The organism is Halobellus inordinatus, assembly GCF_024498335.1.
GTDB lineage: Archaea > Halobacteriota > Halobacteria > Halobacteriales > Haloferacaceae > Haloquadratum > Haloquadratum inordinatus.
The window spans coordinates 837,750-855,183 of sequence record NZ_CP101825.1 but is presented as its reverse complement, the minus strand read 5'-3'; the positions used below and the strand labels follow the sequence as shown (position 1 = coordinate 855,183).

The window sequence follows — 17,434 nt, the reverse complement described above, 5'->3', positions numbered from 1 at the left end:
CAAGCCGTCACGTCAGGCCGCGATGAGGCCGACGCCGACCACGGCGAGCGCGGCCGCGACGAGTCGAGTACGGAAGGCGTCCTCCCGGAGGAGAACACCGCCGAGAAGCACCGCGACGACCGCCTGCGTGTTGATGATCGGCGACGCGATCGACGCCGGCACGGTCGAAAGCGCAAGCGACGTGATGTGCTCGCCGAGCGCGACGCCGCCACCCGCGAGCAGGAACTTCGGCAGCGCATCGCGGATCGGGACCCACTCGCGGACCGCAAGCGGGAGCACAGCCACGAGGACGCCGCCGAGCACCGTCGGGACCCACAGTTCCAGCGGCAGGGCGAGTTCCTGAAGCGCCACCCGCTTGCCGACGTCGCTGAGGGCGAAACAGGCCGCACTCAGGAGTCCGAACTGGGCCGCTCGCGAGGAGGCCGCTTTCCGAATCGGATCCAAGAGCGAGCCGGTGCGGTAGTTCGCCACGTACACCGCGAGCGTCGCGACGACGACGCCCGTGACCTGCAGCGGCGTGAGTCGCTGCTGGAGGAAGACCACCTCTATCGGCAGGACGAATACGGGGACGATCTTGCTGATCGGTGCGACGTAGGAGACCTCACCCGCCTCGAGCGCCCGCAGGAAGATCAGAAAGGCCGCCGCAGTCGCGAGGATCGTCCCGAGAACGATCGCTCCCTCGTGCAGGCCGAACGACGCGAGCGAGGGCACAGTAGCGGGGTCGGTGCGGTAAACCGTGAGCGGGAGATACCACGCGACGGCCGCGGCGTTGATACCGACCGTCAGGACCGTGCCGGGGTACTCCTCGAAGTACTGCTTGAGGGCGAAGATGTACGTCCCCCAGACGAGGGCCGCAGCCAGGGAGTAGCCGATGCCGGGAGAGAGCGAGAACACGTCTCGACGTGGCCGTCATCGGGAGAAATGTGTTCGGATTCCGGCCGGGAGCGTCCCGGGCTACCCGTCCTCACGGAGTCCGCGGACGTACGACTGAGTGTGATCGGGGAAGACCGAGTCGACGGCCGAGTGGCCGTGCTCGGCGGCGATCAGCGCCCGAAGTTCGGCTTCGTAATCGCCCTTCGGGATCGTTTCTGACGGCCCCGTCTCGACGGCCAGCGTCTTCTCGACCACGCGGTCGATAGCGCGCCGTCCCAGTCCGGAGAGCGGCGAGAGGTAGTCGACCCCGTGTCGGTCTTCGAGGCTCTGCGCCTGCGCGCGCGAGATCGTCGGAACGCGGTCGTCGCGACGCGTCCCGTCGGCGACGGCGTCGACGTCGAGTTCGGCGACCCGTTCGAGGGCGTGCTCGTGCACCCGCTGGATACCGTTCCGCGGGTAGCCGTCCTCGAGCATCTGCGCCGTCGCTTCCTCGGCGACCGACCGATCCAAGTCGACGACCTCGAAGGGATAGCCGAGCCGGTCGGCGGCGGCTTCGGCGTGTTCCCAGTCGTCGGTAGCGCCGAAACAGCCGGTGACGAGCGTCACGTCGTAAAAGGAATCGAGAAACAGCGCGGCGAGCGTGGAGTCTTTCCCGCCGCTGTAGAGGAGCGCGAGGTCCACGAGCCCGCTACCGCCGGCGGATGTCGAAGCTCTTCGATTCGGGCTGGAGCTCCCGGAGCAGGTCTCGCATCTGATCCTCGTCGATGCGGTCCTGAATGCGGCCGCTCTGTGCGAGCGCGACGATCTGTTTCTTCACCGACTCGGCGAAGTCGGGTTTCGACATCTCGACGGCGTTCAGACGCTGTCGCGCCCCGTCGGTGAGATACTGCTTCAGCATCGCCTCCTGCTGGGCCTCGGCCCGGTCGCGCGCGGCGTCCTGTGCGGCCTCGTTGGCCTGCCCGCCCTGCTGACCCTCAGCCTGGTCGCGGAGCTCCTGCATCTTCTTTTCGCGCAGTTCCTCCAGTCGGTCGTCGTCGGGGTTTCCACTCATCGCCTTACGATTCCGTCGCGGCGCTAAAAACGGTTACGTCGTTCGGCCTCGACAGTCGTGGGCGAAATTACGCGTAGCGTTCGAGTTCCGGGCGGTCGAGCTCTTCGAGCACGTCGGAGGCGGCGTTGTCGAGGAAGCTCTGCCCCTCGCTGGTGATGCGGCGGCCCTGGCCCTTCGCGGTCTCGACGAGGTCCTCGTCTTCGAGCTGCTGGAGGATCTTCCGGATGATCTTCTTGCTGCCGTTGCCGGAGCTGTTGCCGGAGACGCGGTAGCGGTTCGAGCCGCGCTTGCGGCCGCCGTACTCCGTCGCGAGGCGGTCGACGCCGATCGGGCCCTCTTTGGCGACCTTGCGGAGGAGCGACGCGGCGCGGACGTGCCAGAAGTCGTCCTGCTGCGGCGGGAGCTCGCGGGTCTGGCCGGTCTTGGCGTACTCGATCCAGTCGGGCTCCTCGATTCGATCCGAGAGGCGGTCGGCGACGTCCTCGATGAGGGCGTCGGCCGGAACGTCGTAGACACTTACCATAGGGATCAATTCCCGACGGCGTCGTTTAAAGCCATCGTATCGGGTCTACAGCCCGTGAGACGGAACCTCACTGCTGTGAGCCCGCAGACTGTCGGACACGTGTCCGTGGAGTCGTCGTCGCTCCGAGTCGCGGAATCTCTCGAAGCAGTCGCGTCTGTCAGTCTCGTACTGTCGGACAGAAGTCCGTGAATCGTGTTGGCCCCTGCGGGGTGCCGATACGCTTCACATCGTTCTGTCCGACAGTATCATAGGGATTATCGTAACTGTTCGGAGATTCTCGCCGTATCGTCCGGCGAGACATCTATGGAGACGTACGATAATCCCTATCAGCTATCGGCTCCGATGCCGATTCCGCTCCCGATCCAGGCCACGACGACGCCGCCGAGTACGGTCGGGATCCAGTAGACGGCCCCGCGGAAGATGACGACGGCCGCGACCGCGATCGGTTCGGTCACCTGCGGAAGCGGCGCGGCGAGCAGCAGCACTACGAGCACGGTCTCGATGCCGCCAGCACCGCCGGGTAGCGGCGTCACGCCCGCGATTGCCGCGATCGGGACGACGATGAGCGCGATCGAGAGGCGGACGTCGACGCCGATCGCGCCGAACGCCAGCCAGAGGGCGACCATCTGACAGAGCCAGCCAGTCGCCGACGCGCCGAGCGCCAGCGCGAGTCCGCGAGGGTTGGAGGCGACGCGCTCGATCGCCCGGAAGAAGCCGTTGATGCGGCGTTCGATGCCCTCGGGCGTCGGCACGGGAACGCGCGGAATCCAGTCTGCGATCGACCGGATGACTGGTGTCAGCGCGTCGACGACGCGGGATTCGAGGCGGTAGCGACGCTTCCAGCCGACGTAGACGAGCGTGGGCACCGCCAGCGCGAGCACGACGACCGCCCCGAACGCCAAGAGGAGGTTCTCGTTGGAACCGAGTGCGACCTCCGTGGCGAAGTAGCCCGCCCCGACGAGCGCGATGGTGATCGACGGGACGAAGTTGAGCGTGTCGACGCTGGCGATGGCGGCGAGGCTCCGTTCGTACTCCGCGTCGGCCGCCTGCGAGATGAGATACGCCGTCACGGGTTCGCCGCCGGCCTGGCCGAACGGCGTGACGTTGTTAGAGAAGGTCGCGCCTGCGAAGACGAGAAACGACGTGAAATACGACAGATCGACGCCGAGGACGTCGAGGACGGTGTTCAGCGCGAGACTCCAGGCACCGAGCCACGCGAAGATGGCGAGAACGACCAGCGCGACGTAGCCGAGATCGGCCATCCCCAGCGTATTGAGCAGGTCGTCGACGCCGGCGAAGTAAAACAGGAGTGCGAAAACGCCCACGGTCGCGAGGAAGCCGAGAATCGTTGCTCGAACGTTCTCGCGGGCCATACGTTGCTCGTCGGCGCTTCCGGGCATCAAGCCATCGAAACACCCGACGGTGTGGGAGTCGTTCACGGACGTGGGTACCGGGGACACTCGCCATCGACAGCGTGACGTCGGGTTTTTGCCCACCCGGGGCGGACGCCCCCTATGGACGAACGTTCGGCGCTCCGGCGGCTCGCGGCTTCGCTCCCGGCCGCTGGCGACGACGCCGCCGTCGTCGACGGACTCGTCGTGACGACGGATATGCTCCACGAGTCGACGGACTTCCCGGCCGGGACGGCCCGCTACACGGCGGGCTGGCGCGCGGTCGGCGCGTCGCTCTCGGACGTGGCCGCGATGGGCGCGTCCGCGACCGCCGCGGTCGCCGCCTACGCCGCGCCGACGCTCGACGAAGCGGAACTCGACGCGTTTCTCGACGGTGCAGTGGACGTCTGTGAGGCCGTCGACGCCGAATACGTCGGCGGCGACCTCGACACCACGAGCGAGTTTACGGTCGCGACGACGGCGCTCGGCGAGACGGACGCTCCGGTACTGCGCTCCGGTGCGGCTCCCGGCGAGGTCGTCTGTGTGACTGGCGCGCTCGGACGGACCGCCGCTGCCCTCCGGGCGTTCGCCGCCGGCGACACTGAACGCGGGAACGAGCTGTTTCAGTTCACACCCCGCGTCGCGGCCGGCGTCGCGCTCGCTCCCCACGTGACGGCGATGATGGACTCCTCGGACGGCCTCGCCCGCTCGCTACACCAACTCGCGGAGGCCTCGGGGGTCGGATTCGAGGTCTCCTCGGAGGAGGTGCCCGTCCACGACGCGGTCGAGGAGTACGCCGTGGACGCGGCTGATAGATGGGAGATGACGACGACCGTGGGCGAGGATTTCGAACTCGTCTGTACGTTGCCGTCCGAAGCCGTCGACGCTGCGAAGGCAGGATCGCCCGTACCCCTCACCGTCGTCGGCGACGTCACCGAGGACGGGGTCCTCGTCGACGGCGAACTGCTGGCCGATGAGGGCTACACCCACGGGTGAACGCGTCGGGTTCTCGGCGGAGCCCCGATTCTCGCTCGATCAGACCACGATAAGATCAGACTGCCATCACTTCGATCGGCACGAGGAGGAAACAGAGCGCGCCGAGCGCGAAGGTGGCGATTCCGACGAGCACCCGCGGCGTATCGAGCGGTGAGTCGTCGATCGGATCCGCCGGTCCTTTGAACGCGATCACGGCCGAGAGCAGTCCCCAGAACGCCCACAGTCCGACCGATTCGTTCAGCGCGTAGCCGAGTCCGTAGTGGAGGTACGCGGCGAGCCCGAACAGGACGGCGGGAACGAGCGCTGCGACGCGCTCTTGGGACTCACCGAGCATCGCGCGCAGGACGTGCCCCCCGTCGAGTTGCCCGACCGGAAGTAGATTCAGGACGGTGAAGAACATCCCGACCCAGCCGCCGATGATGACGGGGTTGACCGCGACTGTCGGGTCGGCGTACTCGGTCGGTTCGCCGAGGAGCCCCGCGAGGAGGTTCAAAAGCGGCGGATTGTTGAACACGATGACCTGCCCGCTCCCCTGGAGCGCCCACGGCGGCACCTCGACCGGCGGGAGTGTGAGGCCGACCGCAGTGACGACGATCGTCGCCGCCAGGCCGGCTAGCGGCCCCGCGACGCCGATGTCGAACAGCGTCTTCCGGTCCGGCATCTGCCCGCGCATTCGGATGACTGCGCCGAGCGTCCCGAACGGGAAAATGAAGGGAATCACGTAGGGGAGCGACACGTCGACGCCGTGGTACCGTCCCAGGGCGTAGTGACCGAGTTCGTGGGTCGCGAGCACTCCGAGGACGGCCGCCGTGAAGGGCCAGGCTCGGAGCACGAGGAGCGGATTCGCGAGCACGTCCGAGAGCGGGATGTAGTACCACGTCAGCGCGCCCACCAGAAGCGTCGAAACGATCGTCGCGAGGAAGAGCCCGAGATTCTTCCACGGCACGCCGTCGACGCCGTTCGTCACGGGGCGTGCGACGACGACGTCTTGGCGGTTGTCCCGCGTCGTCGACACCTGTACCTCGTAGCCCGCCTCGCGGAACGGCTCCCACACCTCACGGACCAGCATCTGCTCTGGGACCAGCGACTGGCCGTAAAAGAGCACGCGGTCCCCGTCGCGTCGGGTCTCGTGGAGATGAAACACCGACTGGAGGTCGTCGACCGGCGGCTCCGCCGCCGAATCGGGGGAATCCATCACGACGTGATATGGCGTACAGTCGGATAAACTCCCCGACGGAAGAGAGTCGTGCGCAGAGCGTCGAGACTGCTCGGTGGTCGACGAATGGGGGAAAATGGGGGACGTTTGTCGGGCGGTCTACAGCGTGGCACCACGGAACCTGCGGTCGGACGGGCTCGTGGGAGCGCGATCCGAGGTTACGCCGCGTCCTGTGCGGGTTCGATACGCCACGTGGTCGCGCTCGTGTACGACCACTTTTCGACGGTGAGCTCCGAGGCGGAGTCTTTGAGTTTCACCATCAGCGCGCCGATCTCCTTGGGAGAGAGACCGACTTCGTCGGCGATGAACTTCGATTTGAAGTACATCTCCCCGTCCTGCGCCTTGTCCAGCAGGAAGGACTTCAGGCGCTCTTCTTTGGACAGGTCTTCGCCGGTGGCGTCAGTGGAGGGTGTCGCGGTTGCGCTCATTGAGTGTCACCTCACTCACCCCTTGTCGTCAGGGGAGTATATAAAGGGAGGAACGTTGGTGGAAATTCGGCTCGATTCACCGGTAAATCGTCGTCAGACGGTTGTTTTAAGACGTATTCAGTATCTTTTAGACCTTTTAAAAATTTCTCTGTGTGTTTATTTCAAGATTGTTTATTTGGAAGAAGTTGTAGTCAGAGACCGTCGTTTGACCCCGGTATGGGAGGTGTACGCCGGCAAAAAGATCCGGTTAGTACGAAAGAGCCGCGCCCGCGACGCGTCGGATGAGTCAGTAATGCGAACGTATCAGGGCCGATCGTGGACCCAGAAGTCCTCCTCGACGGTCGTTTCGCGCTTGAAGATCGGAACCTCGTCTTTGAGACGGTTGATCCCGTCGGAAACTGTCTCGAAGGCCTCCTCGCGGTGCCCGGCGAGGACGACGACGAAGACGATGTCTTCGCCTGTTTCAAGCGCCCCCGTCCGGTGGAAGAGGACGACCTCCTCGACGCCCTCGCGCTCCATCAGTTCCGACTCGATCGTTCGCATCCGCTCTTCGGCGACGCCCTCGTACTTCTCGAAAGTGAGTCGGAGCGTCTCCGGGTCGTCCTCGCCGTCCTTGGCGCGGACCCGACCCGTGAACGTCGCGATGGCCCCCGCACGGCCGGCCCGCGGCGACGCCTTCACCTGTTCGACCAGCGTGTCCAGCGTCACGTGGGGTTCGGCGTCCGCGAGCGCATCGAGGACAGCCTCGACGTCGACGTCGTCGACGGTTTCGGCTTCGATGGCGACGTTTTCTGCTTCCTCGCCACCGAGCGCAACGGTCGGGAACGTCGTGTCGGGAGCACCCGTGAGGAGAGCGTGGTCGTACTGTGGCGCGAGATCGTCGAGCACGTCTTCGAGGCTCCGCCCCTCGCCCGCAGCGGCCCAGACGCCGTCGCCACTGATTTCGTACGCCGCATCCGTCCCGTCCGGGCGCCCTTGAAAGCTCGAGCGGACCGACATATCCGCCTGTGACTGCCCGAATTCGCCCGGCTGCTGCTCGACGAGGGCGACGCGGCCGTCCAGATGCGGTGCAACGCGTTCACAGAGAGCGAGCGCGCCGGGTCCAACGACTCCGAGTACCTGCATACTCCGAATTCGGGGCGGGAAGCGGCTTTATCCTGTCGGCTACGGTGCTGCACGCGGCGGGGCGACCCACAGCAGACGTTACTCGCTCGTGGCGCTGCGGCCCCGCGTACGCGGTTGACAACCCTTAAGCCCGGTTCGCGGCAACGTCGGTGCAATGAGAGTCGTCGTCTCCATCGGTGGGAGCGTGCTCGCTCCGGACCTCGACGCCAGGCGCGTCGAGGGCCACGCAGCGGTCGTCGAGACACTCGCGGAGGAAGGCTGTGAGATCGGCGCCGTCGTCGGCGGCGGCGGCGTCGCGCGCGATTACATCGGCGCGGCCCGCGAGCTGGGAGCCAACGAGGTTCAGTTGGACCAGATCGGCATCGACGTGACCCGAATCAACGCCCGATTGCTCATCGCCGCACTCGGTCCCAGCGTCGACCCGAAAGTCGCCCACGACTACGAGGACGCCGGCGACGCGATCCGGCGCGGCGACGTCTCGGTGATGGGCGGCGTGATGCCCGGGCAGACGACCGACGCTGTCGCGGCGGCCCTCGCCGAGTACGTCGGAGCCGACCTGCTCGTCTACGCGACCAGCGTCGACGGCGTCTACAGCGCCGACCCGAGCACCGACGACGACGCCGAGAAGTACGAACAGTTGACTGGTGGGGAACTGGTCGACGTGATCGCCCCGATGAGTCGCGACGCCGGCGCGTCGGCCCCGGTCGATCTGCTGGCCGCGAAGCTCATCGAGCGCGCGGAGATGCGGACGATCGTGCTCGACGGAACCGACCCCAGTCGGATCGAGGACGCCGTCCTCCGCGGCGAGCACACCGGCACCGACATCGTCCCGACGGGCGTCGACGGCGAACCGAGCTACTGGACGCAGCGATAACCGATGAGCGAAGACAGAGAGACGCAAGACGCAGACGACGCGAGTGCGGAGCCGAAGCGCGCGTTCTGGGCCGACGAGGTCGCAGACGAGATCGAGGCACGCGATCCCGAGGACCCGATCGTGATCAAAGGCGGCGTCTCCCCCTCCGGCGTCGCCCACCTCGGGAATTTCAACGAGATTATGCGTGGCTACTTCGTCGCTGCGGTGCTCCGCGAGCGCGGTCACGAGGTCCGGCAGGTCTTCACCAGCGACGACCGCGACCCGCTCCGGAAACTCCCCCGAAAGCTCGCCGATACGGACGGGAACATCGTCGGTCTCGGCGACGTCGACGCCGGGGCACTCGGCCGGAACCTCGGGCGGCCGTACACGGACATCCCGGACCCGTTCGGGGAGTCTGAATCCTACGCCGCTCACTTCGCGGCGCTCCTGAAAGCCGACGCCGACCGCCTCGGTGTGCCGGTCGAGATGCTCTCGAACACCGAACTCTACGAAGACGGCACCTTCGACGAGGTCGTCGAGCACGTCCTCGGGCACGCCGACACGGCGCGGGAGGTGCTCTCGGAGTACCAGGCGAAGGTCGACGCCGACTACGTTCCGTTCAACCCCATCTGCGAGGAGTGCGGGAAGATCACCGAGAGGGTCACGTCGATCGACCTCGAGGCCGGCACTGTCGACTACGTCTGTACCGATATGACCGTCGGCGACGAGACCATCGAAGGCTGCGGCCACGAGGGCACGGCAACGTTCCGGGAAGGGAAACTCCCCTGGCGCTTCGAGTGGCCCGGACAGTGGCAGGTGCTCGGCGTCGACTTCGAGCCGTTCGGCAAGGACCACGCCGAGGGATCGTGGCCGTCCGGTGAGGACATCGCCCGCAACGTCCTCGGCATCGAGCCACCCGTGCCGATGGTCTACGAGTGGTTCACGCTCAACGGCGAGGCGCTGTCGTCCTCGCAGGGCAACATCGTGACCGTCCCGGAGATGCTCGACCTCCTCGAACCCGAGGTACTCCGGTACTTCTTCGCGCTCAATCCCCGGAAGGCCCGGGACCTCGACATCTCCCGACTGGACCAACTCGTCGACGACTTCGACCGCTTCGAGCGGGCGTACTTCGGCGACGTCGACGACGAGACGCTGACCGCGTTCGCCGAGCGCGCGTACCCCTTCGTCGTCGACGAGGTGCGCGAGGACCGCGTGCGGCTTCCCTACACGTTCGCGGCCGTCCTCGGGATGACCGACGACCGCGACCTCCGGATCGAGATGGCCCGCAACGAGGGGTACTTCGACGACGACACGCCCGAGTGGGCGATCGAGGAGGCACTCGAGCGCGTCGACAGAGCCCGGGCGTGGGCCGAACGCCTGGACAACGAGTACAACTACCGGATCCAGGAAGACCTCCCGGAGGTCGACGTCGACGACGCGGTCGCGACCGCACTCGACGAGCTCGCGGAGTTCGTCGCGGCGGGGCACGACGGCGAGGAGATCCAAGGGGAGATGTACGAGACGGCGCGCCGGCACGACATCGAGGTCGGCGACTTCTTCGAGGCGGGCTATCTGCTGTTCTTCGATCAGCCGCAGGGGCCGCGTCTCGGGGAGTTCCTCGGCGAACTCGACACCGAGTTCGTCGTCGCACGGTTGCGGCGCGAGTCGTAGCGGTGTAATTTGGTGCAGTGCGGTGCGGCGCGGAGACGGGCGATCGAACCGCGAGGCGAGCGCAGCGAGCCGAGCGGGTTTCTGATCCAGCTTTTTTGGCCGGGGTCGAGCGCCGCCGAAGGCGGCCCGAGGCCCCGGTGAAAAAAGGTGGGTGTTAATTCTCCTCGATCGCGTCGACCACCACCATCCCGACCACGAGCAGCCGGGGGTCGACCTCGTCGCCGTGGAGTTCGATCGAGTACTTATCGCGGAGCGAGAAGTGCTCGTGGGCCTCGCCGACGACGCGTCCGTCCGGCGTGACGACCTCGTAGGAGAACGGAATCAGCGTCGTGAGGAGGCGGCGGGCGATCGCCAGCGGGACGTTGTCCTCGCGGATACTCGCGACGACGGTCCCGTCGGGGGCGAGCAGCGAGTACTCGTGTTTGAAAAACGAGATCGCCTCGCGTTTGACCGCGCCGACGCGCTCGCCCGACTGGGAGTCGACGATGTCGTAGGCGGCCGCGATGTCGAGGATGCTGCTGGCTTTGACTCGAAAGCGCTCGGCACCCGTCTCGGGATCGGTGAAGCGAAAGTCCTCCTTGAGCCGGAACTTCTTCTGGGCTGATTCGAGTATCGGCGTGTCGTCCTCGTAGACGCGGTACTTGTTCCCGATGGCGATCTTCTGGCGGACCTCGTAAGAGCGGCTGTCGAACATTTACCGTGGATTGCGCGGCATCGGCAAAAGGGGTTCGCACGGGGAGAATCGCAGCCCATCGGCTGCGTTTGCGGCCGAGAGCCAGTCGCAAGCGCGTAGACCGCGAGACTCGCAGCAGTTTTTGAACCAGCGTTTTGCAAGGAGGGTGCGCCTTCGGTACACTCGGCGCAGTAAAAAGGTAGAGAGGGAACATCTTTCTGCGCGCGACCCTTGCGTTCCGACGATGAACACGCTTCTGTGGGTGCTCGTCGGGCTCGCCGCGTACTCGGCAGCCGCGCTTTTCCTCTCGCAGCGCGGACTCTTGCCCTCCTCCGTTCGAATCCAGGGACCGTTCACGACCGTCCACACGAAACGCGGCCGGGACTTCATCGACTGGATCGCGACCCCGAAGCGGTTCTGGCGCGCGTGGACCAACCTCGGCGTCGGCGCGACCCTCGTCGTGATGGCGGGGATGTTCTTCTTCCTGCTCGCGCAGGGGATCGCGATCGCGCGCAACCCGCCGCCGCCGTCCTCGGTGAATCAGCCACAGAACTTCCTCGTGATCCCCGGCGTCAACGACTTCCTACCGCTCTCTGTCGCCCCCGAGATCGTCTTCGGCCTGCTGGTCGGCCTCGTGGTGCACGAGGGAGGCCACGGCATCCTCTGTCGCGTCGAGGACATCGACATCGAGTCGATGGGCGTCTTCCTCTTCACCATCATTCCGCTGGGGGCGTTCGTCGAACCCAACGAGGAGAGCCAGCGAAACGCCAGCCGCGGCGGTCGGACCCGGATGTTCGCCGCGGGCGTGACGAACAACTTCTTCGTCACGTTCGTCGCGTTCGTCCTCCTCTTCGGCCCGATCATCGGGAGCATCGGCGTCGCGCCGGGGATGGCCGTTCAGGGCGCCTACGACGGCTCGCCCGCGTCGACCGCGGGGATCGCACAGGGCGATCGGATCACTGCCGTCGGTGGCGTCCCCGTGAGCAACGAGAGCTCACTCGATACGGCTCTGCTCGGCACCGACCAGCGAACAGTGACAGTCGAACTCGACAGCGGCGAGAGCGCGGCTGATCGGGAGGTGCGAACCGTCGACGTCCAGCGGTCGCTCGTCGTCGCGGGGTCGGTGGCTGGAAACCCGGCGAACCTCAGTATCGAGGGCGAACCGATCGCCGTCACCCAGGTGAACGGCTCGGCGGTCTACACGCGGACGGGCTTCGCCGAAGCCGTCGGTGAGAGTCGCTTCGCAGAGCTCACGACCGACCGCGGAACGGTCACGATCCCGGTCGGCGCGTACCTCACGCGAGTCGCTCAGGACGGACCGCTCGCACAGTCCGGCGCGCCGACCGATCCGGGCGTGATCGTGATGGCGATCGACGGCGAGCGCGTCGTCTCCTCGACGGAACTCACCCGCGCGCTCGACACGACCGAGCCGGGCCAGACGGTCGCTGTCGAGCTCTACCACGACGGGACGGTCGAGACCTACGAGGTGACGCTCGGCGAGAACCCCCGGGACGGCACCGGCTTCCTCGGCGTCAACATCTTCCCGGGGACGAGCGGGCTGCTAATAACTGACTTCGGCGTGCAGTCGTACCCGGCAGGGACGTACGTGGAACTCCTCGGCGGCGACGGCGGTCCCGACGCGACCGGGCTCACCGGCCCCGTCGCGGACTCGCCGCTCGCGACCGTCTACGTCGCGCTCGTGCTCCCCCTCGCGTCACTCGTGCTGGGAATCCCGAACTTCCCCGGCTTCACCGGAGCCGTGTTCAACTTCTACGCCATCACCGGACCGCTCGGCTTCCTCGGGACGGGCGTGTTCCTCCTCGCGAACGTCGCCTTCTGGATGGCGTGGATCAACCTCCAGCTCGGGCTGTTCAACTGCATCCCCGGCTACCCGCTCGACGGCGGGCGAATCCTCCGAGCGAGCGTCGAGGCGGTCGTCTCGCGACTGCCGATCTCGGACCGTGATCGGGTCGTGACAACCATCACGACCGGCATCGGACTGACGATGTTGGCGTCGCTGTTGCTGCTCGTGTTCGGCCCGACCGTCCTCGGCGGGTAAGGCAAATTTCGGCTGCGACCCCGCGGCCACGCCGCAGATCGATTCCCGTCGGCCGAGAACGACTCGCAACGCCCATACGGGTGGCGTGCTAACCCCGGCGTATGCCAGAGGCCCCACCGACAGACGAGGGCTGGTTCGTGCTGCACGACTTCCGCACCATCGACTGGGACGCGTGGCGCGACGCGCCCGAGCGCGAGCGCGAGCGCGCAGTCGAGGAGGGGACGGCGTACCTCGACCGTCACGAGGACGTCGCCGACATCGACGCCGACGAGGGGGCGTCGGCCGTCTTCTCCGTCCTCGGACACAAGGCCGACCTGCTCGTCGTCCACTTCCGGCCCACGCTCGACGACCTCTCGCGGGCCGAGCGTCAGTTCGAACAGACCGCACTCGCGGAGTTCACCGAACAGCCGACCTCCTACGTCTCTGTCGTCGAAATATCGGGGTACACCGCACCCGAGTACTTCGAGGACCCAGAATCCGTCGACCAGGGAATCCGGACGTATATGGAAGACAAACTGACGCCGGAGATCCCCGACGACGAGTACGTCGCGTTCTACCCGATGTCGAAGCGCCGCGGCGAGGAGCACAACTGGTACGACCTCTCGATGGAGGACCGAGCGGAGATGATGGCGACGCACGCCGAGACCGGCAAGGAGTACGCCGGCAAAATAAAGCAGGTCATCGCCTCCTCGGTCGGCTTCGACGACTACGAGTGGGGCGTCACTCTCTTTGCCGGTGATCCGACCGACATCAAAGACATCGTCTACGATATGCGCTTCGACGAAGTCTCCTCGAAGTACGGGGAATTCGGCCAGTTCTACGTCGGCCGCCGCTTCCCGCCCGCAGACCTCGGCGCGTATCTCGACGGCGCGGCCGTCCCGACGAGCGAACACGAAGACGAGGGGCACGCCCACGGCGAGGGCGGCCACGGACACGCTCACGGCGAAGGTCACGAACACGGCCACGGCGAATCTGCCCACGGTGACGGGCACGGACACGGCGGCGAAGACGGCGACGGCCACCACGGCGCCGCTCACGCGACCGACTCCGAGAGCGACGACGGCGACATCCGCGCGGAACTCGCCGATCTGGACATCTACGCCGGTCAGCCGCACGGCGAAGACGTCTACGCGACGGTTCTCTACTCCGAGGCCGACACCGACGAACTGTTCGACGAAGTCGAGGGCCTGCGGGGGAACTTCGAGCACTACGGCACGCACGTCAAGACTGCGGTCTACGAGGCCCGCGGGCGCGACCGCAGCGCCGTCGTGAGCATCTGGGACACCCAATCTGCTGCCGAGACGGCCGCGGGCTTCCTCTCGGAACTCCCCGAGATCGTCTCCCGCGCCGGCGAGGAGTCCGGCTTCGGAACGATGGGGATGTTCTACACGGTCAAGCCCGAGCATCAGGAAGACTTCGTCGACACGTTCGACACCGTCGGAGAACTCCTCGAAGAGATGGAGGGTCACCAGGACACCGACCTGATGGTGAACGTCGAAGACGAGAACGATATGTTCATCTCCAGCCAGTGGGACGCCCGCGAGGACGCGATGGCGTTCTTCCGCTCCGACGAGTTCAGCGAGACGGTCCAGTGGGGTCGCGACATCCTCGCTGACCGGCCGCGACACGTCTTCTTGGCGTAACAGAACGTTCCGACCACTCACAGAGGGTCGCTTCCACTCCACGCCTTCCTGCGACTGCAGCGTATGACACACCGCAGTCATCCGGTTTCGAAGCGAAACGAGGGGGTTCGGATTTTATTTCGCCCGCTCGTCGACGACAGACGGTCGCGAGCGGTGAATCCGGCGAGACGGTCAGTCAGCGCCGCCGCCGGTATCCGAGGACGCCGACGACGCCCGTCAGGAGCGTCAGGGTATCCCACGGCGACGGGCCGACGTCGCGTTCGCGCGCATCACGCCGGACCCAGAGGGTCAATACGACGTGTGCGACCGCGGTCAGCACGAAAAACGCTGTTTTTCGATCGGTCACGGCGAGAGGTGAGGATCAGTCCGAGGACGCGGAGTTTCGCGGTCCGCTCGTCGCGCGCTTGTCGATCCCGGCGGCACGGATGTCCTCGCCGCCGACCGACGAGCGGAGTTCGTCCATCCCGTCGTCGCGGTCGACGCCGAAGTTGTCCGCATAGAGGTCGGCGACGCGCGCCATCTCCTCGTCGGAGAGTTTCGGCACCTCGGAGGCGGCGGCCCACTCGGTGATGTCTTCTTTCGTGTGGAACGTCGGCGTCACCGACGCGACCTCGTCGTAGGTGAGGAGGTAGGCGATGGCGGCCTGTCCCATCGTGCGCTCGCCGTCGCGTTCGAGGAAGCGCAGCGCGTCGACTTTCTCCCAGCCCGTCTCGTACCACGCGTCGGGGCGGAAGCCGCGGTGGTCGTCGAGGTCGTGGCCGGTCTCGGGCGTCACCTGCTCGTTCAGGAGGCCCGAGGAGTGCGGCACGCGCGGGATGAGGCTGGTCGAGGAGCCGGTCTTCTCGATCGTGTCGAGGAAGTGGTTGCCGACCTCCTGCTCGAAGAGGTTCCAGACGAGTTGCAGGGAGTCGAACTCCTCTTCGATCGCCATATCGCCCTCAGCGAGCCAGCCGATCGAGGGGCCGAGCGCCCAGCCGATCGAGCGGACGAGCCCCTCTTCGCGGAGTTCATCGAGCGCTTCGAGAACGTCGGCGTCGACTTCCTCGACGTTCGCGTTGTGGAGCTGGAGAACGTCGACGTACTCCATATCGAGCCGATCGAGGCTCTTTTCGGTCGCCGAGCGGACCCACTCGCCGGACATCTCCTTCGGGAGTTCGCCGTGTCCAGCCTGGGGGTTGTTGTAGAAGTCGTAGCCGACTTTCGTGGCGACGGTGACCTCCTCGCGGTAGTCGGCGAGCGCCTCGCCGAGGACTTCTTCGCTTTCGCCGTGACCGTACACGTCGCCGGTGTCGAAGTACGTGATGCCCTCGTCGATGGCGTGGTGGATCATCTCGATCGCGTCCGATCGCGTCCGGTCGCCCCACCAGTCGGTGCCGACGACCCACGCGCCGAAGCCGACTTCGCTCACTTCGACGTCGGAATCGCCCAGTGTCCGATGGTTCATATCCCACGGTTAGGGGTCGATTCACTTATACTGTCTGCTACCGCGCTACAGAGTCACTCGCGCTCGTATCGGAAGACACCCGCAGGGTCGTATCGCTCGCGCACCCGGCGGAGTCGGTCTGCGTGCGTCGCGTACACGTCGTCGGCGTCGGGGGCGCTCCCGCCGGCGAAGTTCGGGAGCGTGCCCGGCGTGGAGTCGAGAGCGCGGAACTCTCGACAGGTCTCGCGCACCCACTGGACGTTCTCCGGCGTCGCCATCGGGTCGTCCCAGGCGGCTTCGACGTTCACGACGACCGCCGCGTCTCGGCCGACCACCGGACTCGTCTCGTCGGAGACGCGTTCGACCGCGCCGTGCATCGGCCAGACGACAACCGTCGAGAGTTCCGAGGGGGCGCTCGTCGCCGTGTCGGCGAGGAGATCGATCGCGTCGTCGCCGAGTTCCGGGAGCGGCACCGACTTCCAGAAGTAGTGACGGCCGTCGGGGAAGTCGTGGTCCATCATCGTCTGGAGGTCGGTGTACGCCATCGTGTCGGTCGACGCCGCGAAGGCGTCCGCCCGGTCGATGAACGGTGCACATTCGTCGCGCCCGGCCACAGGATCGCCCGCGTAGACCCCCGAGAGAACGAAAGCGAACTCGCCGTGCCGGTCGGCCGGAAACTCCGCCGTCGCCGGGACAGCAGCGAAGTACGGCGAGACACAGGACTCGTCGGGTGCGTCGCCTTGGTACTCGCGGTACGCTCGGAGCGCGTCGGGGGCGGCATCGATCGGCAGCCACGACTCGAAGTAGAGCACGTCGTGATCCAGCGGGTGGAGGTCGAACTCGAACGCGGTGACGATGCCGACGGTGCCACCGCCGCGGGCCGCCCAGAACAAGTCTGTGCGTTGGTCCGGACCCGCCGTTACGCGCTCGCCCTCGCCGGTGACGACGTCGATCGACCGGAGGTTGTCGGCCGTGAAACCGTGTTTCGGCGAGAGATAGCCCGTTCCGCCGCCGAGCGTGAGGCCGGCGACGCCAGTGTCCGAGAAGACCCCGCCGGGCGTCGCGAGGCCGAACGACTGAGTCGCGCGGTCGACTGTGCCCCAGGTCGCTCCCGGGCCGACGCGCGCCGTCCGGTCGTCGGGATCGACGCGCACCCACTCCATTCGGGAGCAGTCGACGACGAGCGCTCCGGACGCGACCGACGCACCCGAGACGCTGTGGCCGCCGCTTCGGACCGTGAGGTCGACGTCGTGCTCGCGAGCGAACGCGACGCTCGCTCGCACGTCGGCAGTGCTCTCGCAGTACGCGATGGCCGCGGGGTATTCGTTCACCATCCCGTTCCAGACGCGGCGCGCCGCCGCGTAGGAATCGTCCGTCGGCGTGACGAGCGACCCGTCGAGTCCCGACGAAAACTGATCGAACGGGAGCGAGGCGGCGATCGCTCGCGCCTCTCGATTCGCGTCCATATCGGGTCGAAGACGTGGTGTGGCTTACCGCTTGGGGCTGACG

Annotated in this window: 16 protein-coding genes; 5 read left to right on the top strand and 11 right to left on the bottom strand. The window is 66.5% G+C overall.

The window, feature by feature from the left end; translation table 11 throughout:
* Window positions 1-12 precede the first annotated feature (12 nt).
* The 5 genes from NO362_RS04365 to NO362_RS04345 all read right to left on the bottom strand — a co-directional run bounded on the left by NO362_RS04365 (window position 13) and on the right by NO362_RS04345 (window position 3,820).
* Entirely contained in the window at window positions 13-894 is an 882-nt protein-coding gene (locus NO362_RS04365; protein WP_256546257.1) for an EamA family transporter, read from the bottom strand.
* A gap of 60 nt (window positions 895-954) precedes the next feature.
* Complete coding sequence (locus NO362_RS04360; RefSeq protein WP_256546256.1) at window positions 955-1,554, bottom strand: DUF7411 family protein; 600 nt, start codon at window positions 1,552-1,554, stop codon at window positions 955-957.
* 7 nt (window positions 1,555-1,561) lie between these two features.
* Entirely contained in the window at window positions 1,562-1,924 is a 363-nt protein-coding gene (locus tag NO362_RS04355; protein WP_256546255.1) for a DNA-binding protein, read from the bottom strand.
* 67 nt (window positions 1,925-1,991) lie between these two features.
* On the bottom strand, window positions 1,992-2,447 hold the full coding sequence (locus tag NO362_RS04350; protein ID WP_256290259.1) for a 30S ribosomal protein S19e: 456 nt from the start codon (window positions 2,445-2,447) through the stop codon (window positions 1,992-1,994).
* Between the two features lie 326 nt (window positions 2,448-2,773).
* On the bottom strand, window positions 2,774-3,820 hold the full coding sequence (locus NO362_RS04345; protein ID WP_256290324.1) for a lysylphosphatidylglycerol synthase transmembrane domain-containing protein: 1,047 nt from the start codon (window positions 3,818-3,820) through the stop codon (window positions 2,774-2,776).
* Between the two features lie 141 nt (window positions 3,821-3,961).
* Here NO362_RS04345 and thiL point away from each other — a divergent pair, with 141 nt between their 5' ends.
* Window positions 3,962-4,834, top strand: coding sequence for a thiamine-phosphate kinase (gene thiL, locus NO362_RS04340; RefSeq protein ID WP_256546254.1), 873 nt, complete (start codon window positions 3,962-3,964; stop codon window positions 4,832-4,834).
* A 55-nt stretch (window positions 4,835-4,889) separates the two neighbouring features.
* Here the strand turns inward: thiL and NO362_RS04335 are convergent, their stop codons facing one another.
* The 3 genes from NO362_RS04335 to NO362_RS04325 all read right to left on the bottom strand — a co-directional run bounded on the left by NO362_RS04335 (window position 4,890) and on the right by NO362_RS04325 (window position 7,603).
* Window positions 4,890-6,029, bottom strand: coding sequence for a site-2 protease family protein (locus NO362_RS04335; RefSeq protein WP_256546253.1), 1,140 nt, complete (start codon window positions 6,027-6,029; stop codon window positions 4,890-4,892).
* 179 nt (window positions 6,030-6,208) lie between these two features.
* On the bottom strand, window positions 6,209-6,478 hold the full coding sequence (locus NO362_RS04330; protein WP_121569137.1) for a DUF7123 family protein: 270 nt from the start codon (window positions 6,476-6,478) through the stop codon (window positions 6,209-6,211).
* Window positions 6,479-6,781: 303 nt separating this feature from the next.
* On the bottom strand, window positions 6,782-7,603 hold the full coding sequence (locus tag NO362_RS04325) for a molybdopterin synthase (RefSeq protein ID WP_256546252.1): 822 nt from the start codon (window positions 7,601-7,603) through the stop codon (window positions 6,782-6,784).
* A 154-nt stretch (window positions 7,604-7,757) separates the two neighbouring features.
* On the opposite strand from NO362_RS04325, the gene pyrH reads away from it, so the two are divergent.
* Both pyrH and lysS read left to right on the top strand, forming a co-directional pair.
* On the top strand, window positions 7,758-8,477 hold the full coding sequence (gene pyrH, locus NO362_RS04320) for a UMP kinase (protein WP_256290263.1): 720 nt from the start codon (window positions 7,758-7,760) through the stop codon (window positions 8,475-8,477).
* Window positions 8,478-8,480: 3 nt separating this feature from the next.
* On the top strand, window positions 8,481-10,127 hold the full coding sequence (gene lysS, locus NO362_RS04315; protein WP_256546251.1) for a lysine--tRNA ligase: 1,647 nt from the start codon (window positions 8,481-8,483) through the stop codon (window positions 10,125-10,127).
* A gap of 154 nt (window positions 10,128-10,281) precedes the next feature.
* Here the strand turns inward: lysS and NO362_RS04310 are convergent, their stop codons facing one another.
* Window positions 10,282-10,821 (bottom strand): hypothetical protein, encoded by a 540-nt coding sequence (locus NO362_RS04310; protein WP_256546250.1) that lies wholly within the window; start codon window positions 10,819-10,821, stop codon window positions 10,282-10,284.
* Between the two features lie 223 nt (window positions 10,822-11,044).
* Here NO362_RS04310 and NO362_RS04305 point away from each other — a divergent pair, with 223 nt between their 5' ends.
* Both NO362_RS04305 and NO362_RS04300 read left to right on the top strand, forming a co-directional pair.
* On the top strand, window positions 11,045-12,859 hold the full coding sequence (locus NO362_RS04305; RefSeq protein WP_256546249.1) for a site-2 protease family protein: 1,815 nt from the start codon (window positions 11,045-11,047) through the stop codon (window positions 12,857-12,859).
* Between the two features lie 101 nt (window positions 12,860-12,960).
* Entirely contained in the window at window positions 12,961-14,502 is a 1,542-nt protein-coding gene (locus NO362_RS04300; RefSeq protein WP_256546248.1) for a heme-binding protein, read from the top strand.
* A 361-nt stretch (window positions 14,503-14,863) separates the two neighbouring features.
* On the opposite strand, the gene NO362_RS04295 is transcribed toward NO362_RS04300, so the two are convergent.
* Together NO362_RS04295 and NO362_RS04290 are read right to left on the bottom strand one after the other, a co-directional pair.
* Window positions 14,864-15,946: an aldo/keto reductase gene (locus NO362_RS04295; RefSeq protein ID WP_256546247.1), complete on the bottom strand. Its 1,083-nt coding sequence runs from the start codon at window positions 15,944-15,946 to the stop codon at window positions 14,864-14,866.
* 53 nt (window positions 15,947-15,999) lie between these two features.
* Complete coding sequence (locus NO362_RS04290) at window positions 16,000-17,391, bottom strand: FAD-binding oxidoreductase (RefSeq protein ID WP_256546246.1); 1,392 nt, start codon at window positions 17,389-17,391, stop codon at window positions 16,000-16,002.
* Between the last annotated feature and the right edge of the window lie 43 nt (window positions 17,392-17,434).

What these genes read in the sequence shown, in the direction of transcription:
- lysS (WP_256546251.1), top strand. Translation starts at nt 8,481, where the DNA reads ATGAGCGAAGACAGAGAGACGCAAGACGCAGACGACGCGAGTGCGGAG.
- NO362_RS04300 (WP_256546248.1), top strand. Translation starts at nt 12,961, where the DNA reads ATGCCAGAGGCCCCACCGACAGACGAGGGCTGGTTCGTGCTGCACGAC.
- NO362_RS04330 (WP_121569137.1), bottom strand. Translation starts at nt 6,478, where the DNA reads ATGAGCGCAACCGCGACACCCTCCACTGACGCCACCGGCGAAGACCTG.
- NO362_RS04310 (WP_256546250.1), bottom strand. Translation starts at nt 10,821, where the DNA reads ATGTTCGACAGCCGCTCTTACGAGGTCCGCCAGAAGATCGCCATCGGG.
- NO362_RS04295 (WP_256546247.1), bottom strand. Translation starts at nt 15,946, where the DNA reads ATGAACCATCGGACACTGGGCGATTCCGACGTCGAAGTGAGCGAAGTC.
- NO362_RS04335 (WP_256546253.1), bottom strand. Translation starts at nt 6,029, where the DNA reads ATGGATTCCCCCGATTCGGCGGCGGAGCCGCCGGTCGACGACCTCCAG.
- NO362_RS04350 (WP_256290259.1), bottom strand. Translation starts at nt 2,447, where the DNA reads ATGGTAAGTGTCTACGACGTTCCGGCCGACGCCCTCATCGAGGACGTC.
- NO362_RS04325 (WP_256546252.1), bottom strand. Translation starts at nt 7,603, where the DNA reads ATGCAGGTACTCGGAGTCGTTGGACCCGGCGCGCTCGCTCTCTGTGAA.
- thiL (WP_256546254.1), top strand. Translation starts at nt 3,962, where the DNA reads ATGGACGAACGTTCGGCGCTCCGGCGGCTCGCGGCTTCGCTCCCGGCC.
- NO362_RS04355 (WP_256546255.1), bottom strand. Translation starts at nt 1,924, where the DNA reads ATGAGTGGAAACCCCGACGACGACCGACTGGAGGAACTGCGCGAAAAG.
- NO362_RS04345 (WP_256290324.1), bottom strand. Translation starts at nt 3,820, where the DNA reads ATGGCCCGCGAGAACGTTCGAGCAACGATTCTCGGCTTCCTCGCGACC.
- pyrH (WP_256290263.1), top strand. Translation starts at nt 7,758, where the DNA reads ATGAGAGTCGTCGTCTCCATCGGTGGGAGCGTGCTCGCTCCGGACCTC.
- NO362_RS04305 (WP_256546249.1), top strand. Translation starts at nt 11,045, where the DNA reads ATGAACACGCTTCTGTGGGTGCTCGTCGGGCTCGCCGCGTACTCGGCA.
- NO362_RS04290 (WP_256546246.1), bottom strand. Translation starts at nt 17,391, where the DNA reads ATGGACGCGAATCGAGAGGCGCGAGCGATCGCCGCCTCGCTCCCGTTC.